This is a genomic window from Streptomyces sp. NPDC031225, from assembly GCF_055570355.1.
Window position 1 is genome coordinate 41,281 of record NZ_JBVIHJ010000023.1, and the last position, 17,278, is coordinate 58,558.

The following is a 17,278-nucleotide window of genomic DNA, read 5'->3' on the forward strand; positions in this document are numbered from 1 at the left end:
TCGCTGACCCAACCCTCTCCTCCGTACTGCGGCCGGCAGCACACGCCGCCATCGGCGCGCCCCCCTCCACAGCGCCGATGGCGGCGTCCCATGTCGCGTTACTGTGCACTCCCTTGACTGGCAGAAACTTCCCGGTTATTGGTGACTTCTCGGAAGTTTCCTTCAGCGGATCACCTCCGGAAGGAGCGCACGTGCCCTCCAGACGTACCGTCCTCGCCGCGACGACAGGTGTCGCCGCCGCACTCGCCGTGAGCGGGGCCGCCTCCGCGGACGACAAGCAGCACGAGAAGCAGGACGACAGGAAGCTCCGCTCCCTCATCTCGCGGATGACCCTGCCGGAGAAGGTCGGCCAGCTCTTCGTGATGCGGGTCTACGGCCACTCCGCCACCGCCCCCGACCAGGCGGACATCGACGCCAACCTCCAGGAGATCGGCGTCCGTACGGCCGCCGAGATGATCGCGAAGTACCGGGTGGGCGGGATCATCTACTTCACCTGGGCGCACAACACCCGTGATCCGCACCAGATCGCCGACCTGTCCGACGGCATCCAGAGGGCGTCGCTGCACCAGCCGCGCGGACTGCCCGTCCTCGTCTCCACCGACCAGGAGCACGGGATCGTGTGCCGGGTCGGCGCGCCCGCCACGCTCTTCCCGGGCGCGATGGCGATCGGCGCCGGCGGCTCGCGCACGGACGCCCGCACCCTCGGCATCGTCGCCGGGCAGGAGCTCAGGGCCGTCGGCATCCGGCAGAACTACTCCCCCGTCGCCGACGTCAACGTCAACCCGGCCAACCCGGTCATCGGCGTGCGCTCGTTCGGGGCCGACCCCCAGGCGGTCGCCGGACTCGTCGCCGCGGAGGTCAGGGGGTACCAGGGCGCCGGGGTGGCGGCGACCGCCAAGCACTTCCCGGGGCACGGCGACACCGCCGTCGACAGCCACTACGGCTTCCCCGTCATCACCCACAGCCGGGAGCTATGGGAGAAGCTGGACGCCGTGCCCTTCCGGGCCGCGATCCGCGCGGGCATCGACTCGGTCATGACCGCGCACATCCAGTTCCCGGCCCTCGACGACTCCGGCGACCCGGCCACCCTCTCCCACCCGATCCTCACCGGCATCCTGCGCGGCGAACTCGGCTACGACGGGGTCGTCGTGACGGACTCCCTCGGCATGGAGGGCGTCCGGCAGAAGTACGGCGACGACCGCGTGCCCGTCCTCGCCCTCAAGGCCGGTGTCGACCAGCTCCTCAACCCGCCCTCCCTGGACGTCGCGTGGAACGCCGTCCTCAAGGCCGTGCAGGACGGCGAGCTCACCGAGGCGCGGCTCGACGAGTCGATCCTGCGGATCCTGCGGCTCAAGACCCGGCTGCGGCTGATCGAGGCGCCTTACGTCGGTCAGGGCGGTGTCACCCGGACCGTCGGCACCCCGGCGCACCTCGCGGCGGCCGACCGGATCGCCGAGCGGACCACGACGCTGCTGGTCAACGAGAAGCGGCTGCTGCCCCTGTCCCGGCGCACCCACCGCAAGCTGCTCGTCGTGGGCGCCGACCCGGCCTCACCGTCCGGTACGACGGGCCCGCCCACCGGGGTCCTCGCCTCCGCCCTCACCGAACTGGGCTTCACGGCCACCGCCCTGTCGACCGGTACGGCACCCTCGGCGGCCACCGTCGCCCGGGCCGTCATCGCCGCGCAGGAGGCGGACGCGGTGATCGTGGGGACGTACAACATCACGGCCGCGCAGAAGAGTCTCGTCGAACAGCTCGTGGCGACCGGGAAGCCGGTGGTCGCGGTCGCCATCCGCAATCCTTACGACGTGGCCCACCTGCCCACCGTCCCGGCGTACCTGGCGACCTACTCCTGGACCGACGTCGAACTGCGGGCCGCCGCGCGGGTGATCGCCGGGAAGACGGCACCGCGCGGGAAGCTGCCGGTGCCGGTGCAGCGGGTGGACGATCCGGCGAAGGTGCTGTACCCGGTCGGGTACGGGCTGTCGTACGGCCGATAGCGCGCGGGGCGTAGTCGTCGTACGGCGCGCACGCCGCGCACCACCCCCGAAAGGCGCAAAGGACCCCACACGTCTGGCGTGGCCCCGCCGCGACGGTCACGCTGGACGGCGGGGGTAGTCCGGGGGGATCGCGATGCGCGAGAAGTGTTCCACGGGGGTGGTGTGCGTCCTGCTGGCGCTGCTCACCGCCCTGTTGACGGGGTGTACCCAGCAGGCGGCCGGCACCGACGGGGGCGGGCGGTCCGGCGCCGCCGCCTCGGTCTCGTCGTCCGCCGGCCGGGCCTCCGGTTTCGGCGCGGTGTTCCTCGCGGTCGACGAGTGCAGTTCCTTCGGCAAGTCCACCTTCACCGAGGTGCCCTGCACCGGTGAGCGGGCGGCGGCACGGGTCGTGGCCCGGCACGACGGTACGACGGCCGACGGACCGCCGTGTCCGGCGACCACCGACTTCGTGCTGCACATCAGCGAGCAGAGCCAGATCTCCGACGAGGACGGCGACGGGGCGGTGCCGCAGGGGTACGCCTGCATGCGCAACCTGGAGCCGCCGCATCCGGGCGACCCGGGCGGCGGGGGCGGGCCGCGGACCATCGTCGGCGACTGTGTGTACGGCTCGGGCAGCGGACAGGTCCGGGAGACCGCGTGCGACGGCAAGGGCGCGAGGAAACCGCAGTTCAAGGTGGTGAAGGCGGTCGCCGAGCGCAGCCTGTGCCCGCTGTCGACGGCCCTGTACGTCCAGCTCGGCGGGGCCCGGCCGGTGGGGTGCGCCCGGCCGCTGTGAGCGACGGCCGGGCGCGGTGAGCGGGTCAGGGACGCAGGGTGGGCTCCCTCTCCGCGTTCCGGACGTCCAGCTTCCTGTCGAAGGCCGCGAGCGGCTTCGCCCGGGCGACGGCCGTGTCGGAGACGCCCGCCCAGTCGAGGATCCTGGCCGTGGCCAGGGCCTTCTGGTCGGCGGCCAGTCCGGCCACGTTCGCGCCGTGGTTCATGCCGGGCGCGGTGAGGACGTACGCGTCCTTCGCCCCCTTGCCGACGCGGAACCGTTCCGCGCCCCACGGGTCGTTCTGGCCGTAGACGTAGAGCATGTGGCGGGCGTTGGTGCGCACCCAGTTGTCCACGTCCCGCATCGCGTACGGCTGGAACTTCGTCGGGATGTCCCTCGGGATGAAGTTGCGCGGCGGCTGGTAGCCGTAGCGGACGTACTTCTTCTCGATGTGCGGGAAGCGGATCGTCGGGGCGCCGAGTTGGGTGGCCGCCTGGTAGTAGTACGGCGTGTACGGCGCGAGGCCCTGGTCGGTGTAGAAGGAGAACCCGGAGATCGTGTCGATCGAGTTCCAGATCTGGTCGTCGGTCGCGGTCCTGGCGTCCGGCGGGATCAGTTCGTCGTCACCGCAGTTGGCGAGCAGGTTGTACTGCCAGAACCCCCACACGTAGTCGAGGACGACCGCCTCGTACGCCTTGTCGAGGCTGCCGACCGTGGAGAAGGTGAAGCCCTCGGCGGCCGCGTACTGCGCGTACTTCTTCTCCAGCGGCTCCCGGCGGACCAACGCCTCGCGCTGCACCGCGTTCAGGCGGTCGCGGCACTCCTTGGAGCCGACCTTCTCGAAGAAGCGGTCGTAGGCGGAGTCCTCGTTGTTGACCACGTCGTTGGGGGCGACGTACGCGACGACGCCGTCCATGTCACGCGGGTAGAAGCGCTCGAAGTAGGTGGCGGTCATGCCGCCCTTGGAGCCGCCCGTGGCGATCCAGTTCCTGGTGTAGATCTTCTTCAGCGCCTTGAAGACGCGGTGCTGGTCGCTGGCGGCCTGCCAGATGTCCAGCTTGCTCCAGTCGGCCGGGGCCGGCCGGGAGGGCGTGAAGAAGCGGTACTCCAGGGAGACCTGGTTGCCGTCCACGATCCGGGTCGGCTCGCTGCGGCTGGGGTTCGTGGAGACGTTGTAGCCGCTGGTGTAGAACACCGTCGGGCGGCTGACGTCCTTGTGCAGCACGGTGATCCGCTGCTGGAACGTGCCCTTGGACGGATGCCGGTGGTCGACCGGCTGGGTGTAACCGAGTACGAAGTAGCGGTACCCGGTGTACGGCTTCTCCTCGATCAGGCTCATCCCCGGAATGGAGAGCAGCTGGTCCTTGATGTCGGCGGTGGCACCGGTGCCGTGGGCCTCCGGCTCGGCGGCGGTGGCCGCCCCGGCCGTACCGACCGTGCCGATGAGCACGACCAGCGTGAGAAGCCATCTGAGCGCCTTGCGCATGCACCCTCCCCTGTGAGTACAGATGTGCGCCGGACGCTAGCGGCGCAAGTCCGTTCCGCACCAGGGGAGATGACGTCTTCGTGGGGAAAACCCTGTGGGGATTCTGTGACTCAGAGCCGGATCCAGCCCTCGGAGTCGTACTTCCCGCGGCCCACCTCGCCCTTCACCCACACCTTGCGCTGCCCGGCGTGCACGGTGACGGGGCCGGCCCGGTACTTGAACCGCCCGGCGTCCTCGACCGGCCGCAGTCCGTACGCGCGCAGGCTCACCCGCATGTGCTGCGGGGCCCCGGGACGCTTGGGGAGGGTGACCGCGCACACGTAACCGCGCCGCTTGTACACCTCCACGGTGCCGGTGGAGAACGGGAAGGACCGGACCTTGCGCCCCTCGCACGACGAGGCCGCGGCCTGCGCCTGCCCCGGCACGGCCACCCCGATCACTCCGGACACCATCAGAACGGCCAGCCCCACCGCCAGCCGCCGTATCGCTCCACTCTTCACTGCCGTCCCTCCCGCAGCTGTTGGGCGTACGGATGTACGGACGCAGGACATGTGTCGGACGGTTGCACGACCGTCAGCGGGACACCTCGGCCGGCTCCCCCACGAACGTCCGCCACAGCGAGGCGTATCGGCCGTCCCGCGCGAGCAGTTCGTCATGGGTGCCGTCCTCCACCACCCGGCCGTGAGCAGAACCTCCCGATGTCGCCCTCGCACCGCTCGGCCCTGACGGGCCTCCCCGGCTTCGGACGACTGGCCGGACTCCGTCCGGCGCTCGAAGTGGTCGCAGGTCTGGGCCCCGGGATCCGGTCAGGCCGGGGCAGGCGCGTCCTCACCCACGAACGTCCGCCACAGCGAGGCGTATCGGCCGTCCCGCGCGAGCAGTTCGTCATGGGTGCCGTCCTCCACCACCCGGCCGTGATCCATCAGCACGACCCTGTCGGCGCGGGCCGCCGTGGTGAGACGGTGGGCCACGACGAGGGTGGTACGGCGGCCCGCGAGGCGGTCGGTGGCCTGGTTGACCTGGGCCTCCGTGGCGAGGTCGAGGGCTGCCGTGGCCTCGTCGAGGAGCAGGATGTCGGGGTCGACCAGCTCCGCGCGGGCCAGTGCGATCAGCTGGCGCTGGCCGGCCGAGAGGTTGCGGCCGCGCTCGGCGACCTCGTGGAGGTAGCCGCCCTCCAGCGTGGCGATCATCTCGTGGGCGCCGACCGCGCGGGCCGCCGCCTCGACCTCGGCGTCCGTGGCGTCCGGGCGGCCGTAGGCGATGGCGTCGCGGACGGTGCCCTGGAAGAGGTACGCCTCCTGCGGGACCACGCCGAGGCGGTGCCGGTAGGAGGTGAGGTCCAGGGTGCGCAGGTCGGTGCCGTCGACCGTGACCCGGCCGGCGGTCGGGTCGTAGAACCGGGCCACCAGCTTGACCAGGGTGGACTTGCCCGCGCCCGTCTCGCCGACGAAGGCGACCGTCTGCCCGGCGGGGATCTTCAACTCGATGCCGCCCAGGGCCTCTTCGTCGTCCGCGTAGGCGAAGTGCACGTCCTCGAAGGCCACGTCGCCGCGCAGGGACAGGACCTCCAGCGGCTCGTCGGGCGCCTTCGTGGACGTCGGCTCCTGGAGCAGCTCCTGGATGCGTCCCAGCGACACGGTCGCCTGCTGGTAGCCGTCGAAGACCTGCGAGAGCTGCTGGACCGGGGCGAAGAACAGGTCGATGTACAGGAGGTAGGCCACCAGGGCGCCGGTCGTCAGGGTCGCCGCGTCCACCCGGCCCGCGCCCGCGATCAGTACGGCCGCCGCGGCCACCGAGGAGAGCAGCTGGACGAAGGGGAAGTAGATCGAGATCAGCCACTGGCCCCGGATACGGGCCTGGCGGTAGCTGTCGCTGCGTTCCGCGAACCGCGCCCCGCCGTCCAGCTCCCGCCGGAACGCCTGCACGATCCTGAGCCCGGACACCGACTCCTGGAGGTCGGCGTTGACCGACGAGACGCGCTCACGGGCGAGTTCGTAGGCCTTCACGCTCGCCTTGCGGAAGAAGTACGTGGCGACGACCAGCGGCGGCAGCGTCGCGAACACGACCAGCGCCAGCTGTACGTCGATCACCAGCAGGGCGCCCATGATGCCGAAGAAGGTGACGACCGAGACGAACGCCGTGACCAGGCCGGTCTGCAGGAAGGTCGAGAGGGCGTCGACGTCCGTCGTCATCCTCGTCATGATCCGGCCGGTCAACTCCCGCTCGTAGTAGTCGAGTCCGAGGCGCTGGAGCTGGGCGAAGATCTTCAGCCGGAGGGAGTAGAGGACCCGCTCCCCGGTGCGCCCGGTCATGCGGGTCTCGCCGATCTGTGCCACCCACTGGACGCCCACCGCGAGGAGGGCGAGGAGGGACGCCGTCCAGATCGCGGCCATCGCCATCTTCGAGACACCGTCGTCGATGCCGTGCCGGATCATCACCGGGAGCAGCAGGCTCATGCCGGCGTCCACGGCGACCAGGCCCAGGCTGATCAGCAGCGGGGCGCCGAAGCCCCGCAGCAGCCGTCGCAGTCCGTAGGACTCCTCGGGCGTGACCGCGCGTGCCTCGTCGATGTCCGGGGTGTCCGTCGCCGGGGGCAACGCGTCGACCTCGGCGAGGAGTTCGGGGGTGGCCGGAGTACCGGCCAGGGCCGCGTCCTTGGGCTCGCGGTCGCCGGTCCACAGGCGGGGCGTGACACCGCGCTCGGCGTCGAACTCGGCGTCCAGCTCGTCGCGTACGGAGGTGTCCTCCCGCACGGCGACCGGGCGGGCGTGGCCCGGGGAGACACCGCCGAGGCCGTCGGGGTCGGTGAGCAGTCGGCGGTAGAGGGCGGAGCGCTTCTCCAGCTCGGCGTGGGTGCCGAGGTCGGCGAGGCGGCCGTTGTCCAGGACGGCGATGCGGTCGGCGAGGTTGAGGGTGGAGCGGCGGTGGGCGATGAGGAGGGTCGTGCGGCCCGCCATGACCTGCTTGAGGGCCTCGTGGATCTCGTGCTCGACCTGCGCGTCCACGGCGGAGGTGGCGTCGTCCAGGACGAGCAGGCGCGGGTCGGTGAGGATCGCGCGGGCCAGGGCGACGCGCTGGCGCTGGCCGCCGGAGAGGGTGAGGCCGTGTTCGCCGACCGTGGTGGCGTAGCCCTCGGGGAGCTCTGCGATGAAACGGTCCGCCTGGGCGGCTCGGGCGGCCTCCTCGACCTGGGCGTCCGTGGCGTCGGGGCGACCGTACGCGATGTTGTTGCGGACCGTGTCGGAGAAGAGGAAGGAGTCCTCGGGGACCAGGCCGATCGCGGCCCGCAGCGAGTCGAGGGTGAGCTCGCGGACGTCGTGGCCGCCGATGAGGACGGCGCCGTGGGTGACGTCGTAGAAGCGCGGCAGGAGGAGGGAGACGGTGGACTTGCCGGAGCCGGAGGAACCGACGACGGCGAGGGTCTCACCGGGGCGGATCTGGAAGGAGAGGCCGTCGAGGACCTTGCGGCCGTCCTCGTAGCCGAAGGACACGTCGTCGAACTCGACGGTGGCCGGGGCGTCGGCGGGGAGTTCCTTGGTGCCGCCCGTCAGGTACGGCTCGGTGTCGATCAGCTCCAGGACGCGCTCGGTGCCCGCGCGGGCCTGCTGGCCGACCGTGAGGACCATGGCGAGCATCCGGACCGGGCCGACGAGCTGGGCGAGGTAGGTGGAGAAGGCGACGAAGGTGCCGAGGGTGATGTGCCCGTGGACGGCGAGCCAGCCGCCGAGCGCCAGCATCGCGACCTGACCGAAGGCGGGGACGGCCTGGAGGGCCGGGGTGTACTTCGAGTTGAAGCGGATCGTGCGCAGCCGGCCCGCGAAGAGGCGGCGGCCGACCTCCCTGAGCTTCCCGGTCTCCTGGTCCTCCTGCCCGAAGCCCTTCACCACGCGTACGCCGCTGACGGCGCCGTCGACCACGCCCGCTACGGCGGCGGCCTGGGCCTGGGCGTACCAGGTGGCGGGGTGCAGCCTGGAGCGGGAGCGCTTGGCGATCCACCACAGGGCCGGGGCGACCGCCATGGCGACCAGGGTGAGCGGGACCGACAGCCAGGCCATCACGGCCAGGGAGATCACGAAGAGGGCGACGTTGCCGATCGTCATCGGCAGCATGAAGAGCAGGCCCTGGATCAGCTGGAGGTCGCTGGTGGCCCGGCCGACGACCTGGCCGGTGGACAGCTCGTCCTGGCGGCGGCCGTCGAGGCGGGTGATCGTGCCGAACATCTCGGTCCGCAGGTCGTGCTGGACGTCCAGGGCGAGCCGCCCGCCGTAGTAGCGGCGGACGTAGGTGAAGGCGTAGACGAGGACCGCCGCGACGATCAGGGCTCCGGCCCAGGGCGCCATGTCCCGGCTGTGGTCGCCGATGACGTCGTCGATGATCACCTTGGTGATCAGGGGGACGACGGCCATGACGGCCATACCGGCGAGGGAGGAGCCCAGGGCCAGGACGACGTCCTTGGGGTAGCGCCAGGCGTACCCGGCCAGTCGTCGTGCCCATCCCCGTTGCGGTGTCACTCGGGTGCCCTCCGGTTTGTTCGTCTGATCCGTGCGCCTGATCTACCGGAAGGCACCAACGCGAATGGAAGCGGATTTCATCCCTCCGCAACAAAACGCTCCGCTTGGTTCGGCCGCTTTCGAGTGCGGGCGCGCTGTGGCTGGTCGCGCTCACGCGGCGGTAGCCGCAGTTCGACACAGCCCCGCGGCCCCTAGTGGGTCACCTGCACCTGGACCCGCAGGTAATAGAACCGCGTCGTCTGCACCGCGTTCTGGTTGTCGTCGCTGACCAGGAGGACCTTGAGGCGGCCCTTGTCGTGGCCGGTGACGACCATGCCCTCGATGTTGTCCAGGAGCGGGTTCGGCTGGGGCTGCTTCGCCGTGGCGCCCAGGGCCGGGCAGCTCGCGATGTCCGTGAGCAGGGTCTTCCTGATCAGGCGCACGTCCGCCTGGCCGGTCAGGTTCTCGACGCCGCTGGTGTCCGTGGCGTGGCGGGGGTCGGCCAGATAGAGGCGGACCGTGTTGCCGACACCGGAGGTGAAGCCGCGTTCCAGGACGAGGAGGCGGCCGTCGGGGAGGGCCTGGACCTCGGGGACGCCGAGGAAGGCGGCGTCGGTGCGGTAGGCGTACTGGGCGGCGGGCTTCCAGCTCTTTCCGTGCCGCTGCCAGGTCTGGAAACGGACGGTTCCGGCGGTGTCGCCGGAGATCGCGTACTCCATGGAGGCAAGGAGGGTACGGCCGCCGTTCATGAGGGTCAGGCCCTCGAAGGTCTGGTTCGACGTGGCACGGCCGGCCGGGGCCACCTGGAGGGCGGCCGGGACGGGGAGCCGGTCGAGGATCCTGTCGTCCTTCGCGTACCGGCGGATCGACGGCTCGGTCTCCGACGTGACCAGACGGGTGCCGTCCCGGTCGACCACCAGGCCCTCGGAGTCCAGTGCGGCGCCGTTCTCGTCGGCGAGCGGGACGACCGACTTCGGCGCGAGGGTCCTCGCGTCCAGGCCGAAGAGCGCGGAACGGTCCGAGAGGGCGACGAGCGAGCCGTCCCGGTCCAGCGCGAGCGCGGAGAGGTTGCCGACGAAGGTGCCGTCGTACGTCGTCTTGTCGAGCGCGTCGGAGAAACGGTCGAGGGTGACGGACGGCGAGCAGGCGTGGCTCACCGGGGCCGGGGCCGAGGCGACGGCGGGTCCTGCCACGGTGAGACAGGCCGCCGCCGCCAGGGCCGCGGTGGTGGTCGCGAGTACGGTTCTGAGCTGCATGGCGTCACCGTAGGGTGGCACGGTGACGTGCGGGAGTCCGGCAGGCGTCAGCTCGCCGCGAGATCCCGGTGAACGACCTTCGCGACACCCTGGATCGTCGTGATGCCGTAGTTCATGGTGCTGTTGCCGTGGGTGAGCACCGTGATCGTGTAGTCGTGGCCGCCGCCCTTGAAGGTGCCGACGCTGTGCACCCGCCAGCCGTGCGTGGAGCGCTGGAGCCAGCCGTTCTTGACGTGCCAGGCGATCCCCGAACCGGCGCCGTACGGTGTGCCCCAGCGCTGCGACGAGATGACCTGGCCCATCAACTTGAGGATGTAGGCGCGGGCGTTGTCGCTCAGGACCGTGTTCGTCGCGGTGAGCAGCTTGAGCAGCTTCTGCTCGTCGGTGACGGTGATCTGCGTCAGGCCCCAGTAGTTGTTCGCCCCCGGCTTGGTCTGGGTCATGCCGGCCGCGGTGAGGAAGCCCTTGATCTTCGTCAGGCCGAGCTGCTTCCACAGCTTGGTCGTCGCGTCGTTGTCCGACTTGGTGATCATGGCCTTGGCGAGGGTGTTCTCGGTGTCGGTCAGATACCTGTTGTGCTTCTTGGCGTCCCACAGCAGCGTGGCGAGGACGGTCACCTTGACGACGCTCGCGGAGTCGTAGGCGGTCGAGGAGCGCAGGGTGCAGGTGGTCTTGGTCGTACGGTCGTAGACGCCCACGGCGATCGTGCCCGACCGGTTCGTGACGGCGGACGTGATGTCCCGCTTGAGTTTGTCGGCGAGGCCCGCCTTCGCGGACGTGCAGCTGACGGCCGGTGCGGTCGCGGCGGCGGTCGGCGTGACGGTGGCGACGCAGGCGGCCAGCGTGCCGACGGCGATCCACTTCGCGTGTCTTGATATCCCCCGAGTCATGCCCAGTTGACTCGCGACTTCAGGTGAATGGTTGTACGCATGGGGAATGGTTGTGCGAGTCGTTACCTAACCCGTGGCACTTTCACAGAAAGGCGCCAGGTACGTCACAGCCCTCACCCAAGTCCCCTCCGCACGATGCCCGGGTGACATCTGCCACCGATCCCCACCCCCACGCCGAGACCGTGTCCGCCGACTGGGCGCCGCCTGCCCCACCCGCGGCACCCCCGGACCAGGCCCCGCGCTGGTCACTGCCCGCACTGATCGCGATCCTCGCCCTCGCCGGGGTCCTGTACGGCTGGAACCTGAGCGGGAGCGGCCTCAACGACTTCTACAGCTCCGCCATCTACAGCGGCACGCAGAGCTGGAAGGCCTGGTTCTTCGGTTCGCTCGACGCGGGCAACTTCATCACCGTCGACAAGCCGCCGTTCGCGCTGATGGTCATGGGCCTGTCGTGCCGCGTGTTCGGCTTCGGCACCTGGCAGATGATGGCGCCCGAGATCGCGGCCGCCCTCGGCACGATCTGGATCCTGCACGCCTCGGTGAAGCGGGTCTTCGGACACGTGGCGGCCACCATCGCCGCGCTCGTCCTCGCGCTGACCCCGATCACCGTCGCGATCAACCGTGACAACAACCCCGACACCCTCCTCGTCCTGCTGATGGTCGGCGGCGCGGCCCTCGCCCTGCGCGCGGTGCGCAACGACAGGCTGCTGCCGCTGATCGGCTCGGCGGTCCTGTTCGGGCTCGCCTTCAACACCAAGATGCTCCAGGGCTACATCGCCCTGCCCGCCGTCTTCGCGGTCTACCTCTACGCGTCGAGGCTCGGCTGGCGGAAGAAGGCCGTCAACCTGGCCCTCGCGGCTGTGGCGTTGGCGGTCGCCAGCTTCTGGTGGGCCACCGCGGTCTCCCTGGTCCCCGCCGACGACCGGCCCTACATCGGCGGTTCGACGGACGGCAGCGCCTGGAACCTGATCATGGGCTACAACGGCCTGGGCCGTGTCCTCGGCGGCGAGGGCAACGGCGGAGGCGGTGGGGGCGGCGCCACCTTCGCCGGCAGCGCGGGCGTCGGCCGGATGTTCAACGACGTCCTCGGCGGCCAGATCTCCTGGCTCATCCCCTTCGCCTTCATCGCCCTCGTCGCCGGTCTGGCGCTGTGCGGGCGGGCCCCGCGCACCGACGCCACCCGCGCCGCGCTCGTCATGTGGGGCGGCTGGCTGGTGCTGCACTACCTGACCTTCGCGATGGCCGAGGGCACCATGCACCCCTACTACACGACCGCGCTCGCCCCGGGCATCGCGGCGCTGACCGGCGCGGGCGGCGTCATGCTGTGGCGCGCCTTCCGCGGCGCGGACGCCCGCTGGTCCTGGGTCCTGCCGACCGGGCTCGCGGTCACCGGCATCTGGGCGATCGTGCTGCTGCGCCGGGCCACCGGCTGGAACACCTGGCTGTGGCCGGTCATCGGTGTCCTCATGGTCCTGGCGGTCGTGGGTCTGTTCGTCTTCCGTACGGCGGGCTCGGGGACGAGGCTCCGGCTGCTCGGGGTGTCCGTCGCGGCGGCGGTCGTCGCGGCCCTCGCGGGTCCGACGGCGTACGCGGCCTCGCCTGCCTTCGGCTCCTCCAGCGGCATGATGGGCGGCACCAACCCGACGGCGGGCCCCTCGACCGGCGGCGGCATGGGCGGTCCCGGCGGCGGTGGCGGCCGGGGCGGCTTCGGCGGCAACGGTGGCGGGCCGGGTGGCCGGCAGGGCGGCCAGGCGAACGGTGAGCTCCCGGGTGGTGGCAACGGCCAGATGCAGCCGGGTGGCGGCAACGGTGAGCTGCCCCAGGGCGGCGGCGCGCCGAGCGGCACGAACGGGGAACTCCCGGGCGGCGGCACCGCTCCCGGCGGTACGTCCGGCGGCCAGAACGGCCAGTCCGGCACGGCTCCCGGCGGCAGCGGCACCACGAGCGGCGGCCCCGGTGGCGGTGGCATGGGCGGTGGCGGCAGGGGAGGCAGCGTCGACAGCGCACTGGTCTCGTACCTGGAGAAGCACCAGGACGGCGCCACCTGGCTGCTCGCGGTGTCCAACTCGCAGAGCGCCGGCCAGCTGATCCTCAGCACGCACAAGCCCGTCATCTCCATGGGGGGCTTCACCGGCTCCGACGCGGCGATGACCCTCGCCAAGCTCAAGGTGCTGGTGAAGAAGGGCGAGTTGCACTACATCCAGCTCGGCGGCGGTGGCATGGGCGGCAACAGCAGCCTCAACCAGGAGATCTCCAGCTGGGTGCAGAAGAACGGCACGGCGGTCAAGGAGAGCGACTACAGCACGGACAAGAGCTCGACGTCGGGGTCGACTTCCACGTCGACGTCCACATCGACCATCTACCGCCTGGACGCCTCGGACGTCGGCTGACCGAGTCCAGGAGACCAAGTCCCGGCAAAACGGCCCCCGGTCCCGAACCGGGGGCCGTTGGCGCGTGTCAACTCGCGTAGACACGGCCCGATTTGCCGTTTCAGGTCACCCAATGGACACGCGCCGTCCATTTACAAGGCAGCATGCTCATGCCACGCTCCCATCTGCCGCCTCCGTTCAACCCGCGTAGATGGGACCCCCTTTATGCTGGCGACACGCATCCACAGCTGGAAGTCGGTGGCGCTCACCACCGCCGCCGTGCTGGTCGGGCTCGCCGCCCCGGTCGTGACCACGACCCCGGCCGCCGCCACCACGACCGCGTACGACGCGACGTACTACAAGAACGCGATCGGCAAGACGGGGACGAGCCTCAAGTCGTCCCTGCACACGATCATCAGCGCCAACGTCACGAAGATCTCGTACTCCGCGGTCTGGGACGCGCTCAAGGTCACCGACCAGGACCCGAACAACAGCAACAACGTGATCCTGCTGTACAGCGGTGTCTCCCGCGCCAAGTCCCTCAACGGCGGTGACGTCGGCGACTGGAACCGCGAGCACACCTGGGCCAAGTCCCACGGCGACTTCGGCGAGGTGGTCGGCCCCGGCACGGACCTGCACCACCTGCGCCCGGCGGACGTCCAGGTCAACAGCATCCGCGGCAACCTGGACTTCGACAACGGCGGCAGCGCGGTCACCAACGGCGGCGGCAGCACCGTCGACTCCGACTCCTTCGCGCCGCGCGCGGCGGACCGGGGCGACGTGGCCCGCATGATCCTCTACATGGCCGTGCGCTACGAGGGCGACGACGGCTTCGCCGACCTGGAGCCCAACGAGAAGGTCGGCAACGGCTCCAACCCCTACATGGGCAAGCTCGCCGTCCTCAAGGCCTGGAGCGAGGCGGACCCGCCCAGCGCCTTCGAGGAGAAGCGCAACCAGGTCATCTACGACACCTACCAGCACAACCGCAACCCGTTCATCGACCACCCGGAGTGGGTCGAGGCGATCTGGTAGGACGCCGGCCATGTGACGCCCCCTGACGCCGGCATGCCGTTCCCCACGGACGGCATGCCGGCGGACGGGGGCACTCGCGTACGGAAGGCACCTGAGCCGAGCCGACGCCCGTCAGCCGTCCAGGTGCGTCGGCGCGAACATCCGCAGCACCGCCGGGAGGACGACCACCGAGGGCCCGGGTGAGGCCAACGCCTTCGACAGGTCGTCCGCGAGGGCGGAAGGCGTCGTACGCACCCCCGGCACCCCGAACGACTCCGCCAGCGCCACGAAGTCGGGCCGGGTCAGTTCCGTCGCCGTCGCCATCGGCTCGCCGAACGCGTCCGTCATGTACTCGCGCAGGATGCCGTAGCCGCCGTCGTCGACGATCAACCAGGTGACGTTCAGGTCGTACTGGCGGGCCGTGGCGAGTTCGGCGACGGAGTACAGGGCGCCGCCGTCGCCGGAGACCGCCAGGACCGGGACCGAGGGATCGGCCACCGCGGCACCCAGCGCCGCCGGGAAGCCGTAGCCCAGGCCGCCCGCGCCCTGCGCCGAGTGCATCCGGTTCGGGCCCTTGGCGTCGAAGGCCGACCAGGCCCAGTAGGCCAGGATCGTCATGTCCCAGAAGGAGGGGGCCTCGGAGGGCAGAGCCCGGCGGATCGACGCCAACAGCTGCTGCTCCAGGGTGAGTTCCTGGGCGGCGATACGGTCCGCGACGCGAGCCAGCACCTCACGCACCCGCTCCGGCGCCTCCGCGTCCTCCCTCGGCGACACCGTCTCCAGCAGCGCCTGCAACGCGAGGCGCGCGTCCGCGTGGATGCCCAGCGCCGGGTGGTTGGACTCCAGCTTGCCGAGGTCCGCCTCGATCTGGACGACCCGGCCGCGCGGCTTGAACGTGTGGTAGTTCGAGGAGAGTTCACCCAGTCCCGAGCCCACCACGAGGACGACGTCCGCGTCCTCCAGGAAGTCCGTGGTGTGCCGGTCCTCGATCCAGGACTGGAGGGACAGGGGGTGCGTCCAGAGGAACGCGCCCTTGCCGCCGGGGGTCGTGACGACGGGTGCCTGAAGGGTCTCCGCCAGCTGTCGCAGTTTGCGGGACGCGTCCGCCCGTACGACTCCCCCGCCCGCGATGATCGCCGGGCGTTCGGCGCGGGACAGCAAGTCGGCTGCCACCGCCGTGAGTTCGGGGCGGGGCGGCAGTTCCTCGGGGAAGGCGTCGCCGCCCGTCACCACGGGGATCAGGGTGGGGGCCAGGAGGACGTCCTGCGGGATCTCCACCCACACCGGGCCGTGCGGGGCGGTCAGCGCCGACTTCCAGGCCGCCTCGATCGCGGAGGGGATCTGGGACTGGGTGCGGACGGTGTGGACCGACTTGACCACACCCCTGAACGAGGCCGACTGGTCCGGGAGTTCGTGCAGATAGCCGTGGCGTCCGCCGCCCAGCCCGGCCGTCGGGATCTGGCTGCTGATCGCCAGCACCGGCGCCGAAGCGGCGGCCGCCTCCTGGAGGGCCGCCAGGGACGTCAGCGCGCCAGGGCCCGTCGACAGGAACAGCGGGGCCGCCTCGCCGGTGATCCTGCCGTACGCGTCCGCCGCGAAGCCCGCGTTGTTCTCGACCCGCAGTCCGATGTACCGCAGGTCGGAGCGCCGCAGCGCGTCGAACACGCCGAGCGCGTGCTGGCCGGGCAGCCCGAAGACGGTGGTCGCGCCGAGCGCGGCCAGGGTCTCCACGACCAGGTCTCCGCCGTTGCGGCCGGGAGGAGGGTTGAGAGCAGCGGAAATCTGCGCCTCCGTCGGACGGAGCACCAGGTCGTGGTCGTGAGTCACTGCGGGCGGGCCTCTGCAATCTGGCGGGACATGATCGTGGTCAGTTCGTAGGCGGTGTGGGAGGCCGCCACCGACGTGATCTCCGCGTGGTCGTACGCGGGGGCCACCTCGACGACGTCCGCCGACACCAGGTTGCACGATGCCAGACCCCGCAGGATCTCCAGCAGCTCCCTCGACGTCATGCCGCCCGCCTCCGGCGTCCCCGTGCCGGGCGCGTGTGCCGGGTCCAGGCAGTCGATGTCGATGGAGATGTACAGCGGACGGTCGCCGATGCGCTGCCGGAGCTGGTCGGCGACCTCGTCGACACCGCGCCGCATGACGTCCGCCGAGGTGACGATGCCGAAGCCCATCTTGGCGTCGTCGTCGAGGTCCTGCTTGCCGTACAGCGGCCCGCGCGTGCCGACGTGGGAGAGAGCCGAAGTGTCCAGGATCCCCTCCTCGACCGCCCGCCGGAACGGTGTCCCGTGCGTGTACTCCGCGCCGAAGTACGTGTCCCAGGTGTCGAGGTGCGCATCGAAGTGCAGCAGCGCCACCGGGCCGTGCTTCTTCGCGACGGACCGCAGCAGCGGGAGGGCGATGGTGTGGTCGCCGCCGAGGGTCATCAGCCGGGCGCCGGTTCCCAGCAGGTCGTCCGCCGCCGCCTCGATCGTCTCCACGGCCTCGTGGATGTCGAACGGGTTGACGGCGATGTCGCCCCCGTCCGCCACCTGCGCCAGCGCGAAGGGGGACGCGTCCTGCGCCGGGTTGTAGGGCCGCAGCAGCCGGGACGCCTCGCGGATCGCGTTGCCGCCGAAGCGGGCGCCCGGCCGGTAGGAGACACCCGAGTCGAACGGCACCCCGACCACGGCGACGTCGGCCCGGCCGACCTCGTCGAGGCGCGGCAGCCGGGCGAAGGTCGCCGGGCCGGCGTACCGCGGGATGCGGGAGGAGTCGACGGGGCCGCGGGGTGTCTCGTTGCTGCTCATGGGGGATGCCTTCTTTCCTGCGCTTCGTTGCGGAGGCGACGCCGCGGGTGTGAGCGCGGCAGCCGGCCGTAGTGCCTGCCCGGATCCGGGCGGGCCCGTCCGAGTCGACACTAGGCGGCCGGGAAGCGATCGCGACTTGTGCGTTTCGTACACAGCAGTGCGACAGGATGGAGGAAACGTCCATCAGGCCGAGGGTGAGCCGGATTCGCGCTGCGCCGGTCATGATCGCG

General features: G+C 70.9%; 11 protein-coding genes. 4 read left to right on the forward strand and 7 right to left on the reverse strand.

Features of this window, described 5'->3' with window-relative positions:
* Window positions 1-191: 191 nt before the first annotated feature.
* Complete coding sequence (locus ACZ48Z_RS32785; RefSeq protein ID WP_468739527.1) at window positions 192-2,000, forward strand: glycoside hydrolase family 3 protein; 1,809 nt, start codon at window positions 192-194, stop codon at window positions 1,998-2,000.
* A gap of 133 nt (window positions 2,001-2,133) precedes the next feature.
* Window positions 2,134-2,775, forward strand: coding sequence for a hypothetical protein (locus ACZ48Z_RS32790; RefSeq protein ID WP_468739528.1), 642 nt, complete (start codon window positions 2,134-2,136; stop codon window positions 2,773-2,775).
* A gap of 25 nt (window positions 2,776-2,800) precedes the next feature.
* On the opposite strand, the gene ACZ48Z_RS32795 is transcribed toward ACZ48Z_RS32790, so the two are convergent.
* From ACZ48Z_RS32795 to ACZ48Z_RS32815, 5 genes are all read right to left on the reverse strand, one after another.
* Window positions 2,801-4,240 carry a S28 family serine protease gene (locus ACZ48Z_RS32795; RefSeq protein ID WP_468739529.1) on the reverse strand — a complete coding sequence of 480 codons (1,440 nt, stop codon included), beginning with the start codon at window positions 4,238-4,240 and terminating at the stop codon, window positions 2,801-2,803.
* A 110-nt stretch (window positions 4,241-4,350) separates the two neighbouring features.
* On the reverse strand, window positions 4,351-4,740 hold the full coding sequence (locus tag ACZ48Z_RS32800) for a hypothetical protein (protein WP_468739530.1): 390 nt from the start codon (window positions 4,738-4,740) through the stop codon (window positions 4,351-4,353).
* A gap of 306 nt (window positions 4,741-5,046) precedes the next feature.
* On the reverse strand, window positions 5,047-8,751 hold the full coding sequence (locus ACZ48Z_RS32805) for an ABC transporter ATP-binding protein (RefSeq protein WP_468739531.1): 3,705 nt from the start codon (window positions 8,749-8,751) through the stop codon (window positions 5,047-5,049).
* A gap of 191 nt (window positions 8,752-8,942) precedes the next feature.
* Window positions 8,943-9,986: an esterase-like activity of phytase family protein gene (locus ACZ48Z_RS32810; protein ID WP_468739532.1), complete on the reverse strand. Its 1,044-nt coding sequence runs from the start codon at window positions 9,984-9,986 to the stop codon at window positions 8,943-8,945.
* Window positions 9,987-10,033: 47 nt separating this feature from the next.
* Window positions 10,034-10,876, reverse strand: coding sequence for a serine hydrolase (locus tag ACZ48Z_RS32815; protein WP_468739533.1), 843 nt, complete (start codon window positions 10,874-10,876; stop codon window positions 10,034-10,036).
* Between the two features lie 143 nt (window positions 10,877-11,019).
* Between ACZ48Z_RS32815 and ACZ48Z_RS32820 the strand changes: the two genes are divergently transcribed.
* Together ACZ48Z_RS32820 and ACZ48Z_RS32825 are read left to right on the forward strand one after the other, a co-directional pair.
* Window positions 11,020-13,266, forward strand: a complete 2,247-nt coding sequence (locus tag ACZ48Z_RS32820; RefSeq protein ID WP_468739534.1) for a mannosyltransferase YkcB-related protein — start codon at window positions 11,020-11,022, stop codon at window positions 13,264-13,266.
* Window positions 13,267-13,470: 204 nt separating this feature from the next.
* Complete coding sequence (locus ACZ48Z_RS32825; RefSeq protein ID WP_468739535.1) at window positions 13,471-14,277, forward strand: endonuclease I family protein; 807 nt, start codon at window positions 13,471-13,473, stop codon at window positions 14,275-14,277.
* A gap of 111 nt (window positions 14,278-14,388) precedes the next feature.
* On the opposite strand, the gene ACZ48Z_RS32830 is transcribed toward ACZ48Z_RS32825, so the two are convergent.
* The gene (locus ACZ48Z_RS32830; protein ID WP_468739536.1) at window positions 14,389-16,083 is read right to left on the reverse strand and encodes a thiamine pyrophosphate-binding protein; all 1,695 of its coding nucleotides are present in this window, start codon (window positions 16,081-16,083) and stop codon (window positions 14,389-14,391) included.
* A complete protein-coding gene (gene speB, locus ACZ48Z_RS32835; RefSeq protein WP_468739537.1) occupies window positions 16,080-17,048 on the reverse strand; it encodes an agmatinase in 969 nt (322 codons plus the stop codon). Before speB ends, ACZ48Z_RS32830 begins: the two co-directional genes overlap by 4 nt.
* Between the last annotated feature and the right edge of the window lie 230 nt (window positions 17,049-17,278).

What these genes read in the sequence shown, in the direction of transcription:
- ACZ48Z_RS32790 (WP_468739528.1), top strand. Translation starts at nt 2,134, where the DNA reads ATGCGCGAGAAGTGTTCCACGGGGGTGGTGTGCGTCCTGCTGGCGCTG.
- ACZ48Z_RS32795 (WP_468739529.1), bottom strand. Translation starts at nt 4,240, where the DNA reads ATGCGCAAGGCGCTCAGATGGCTTCTCACGCTGGTCGTGCTCATCGGC.
- ACZ48Z_RS32810 (WP_468739532.1), bottom strand. Translation starts at nt 9,986, where the DNA reads ATGCAGCTCAGAACCGTACTCGCGACCACCACCGCGGCCCTGGCGGCG.
- ACZ48Z_RS32815 (WP_468739533.1), bottom strand. Translation starts at nt 10,876, where the DNA reads ATGACTCGGGGGATATCAAGACACGCGAAGTGGATCGCCGTCGGCACG.
- ACZ48Z_RS32825 (WP_468739535.1), top strand. Translation starts at nt 13,471, where the DNA reads ATGCTGGCGACACGCATCCACAGCTGGAAGTCGGTGGCGCTCACCACC.
- speB (WP_468739537.1), bottom strand. Translation starts at nt 17,048, where the DNA reads ATGAGCAGCAACGAGACACCCCGCGGCCCCGTCGACTCCTCCCGCATC.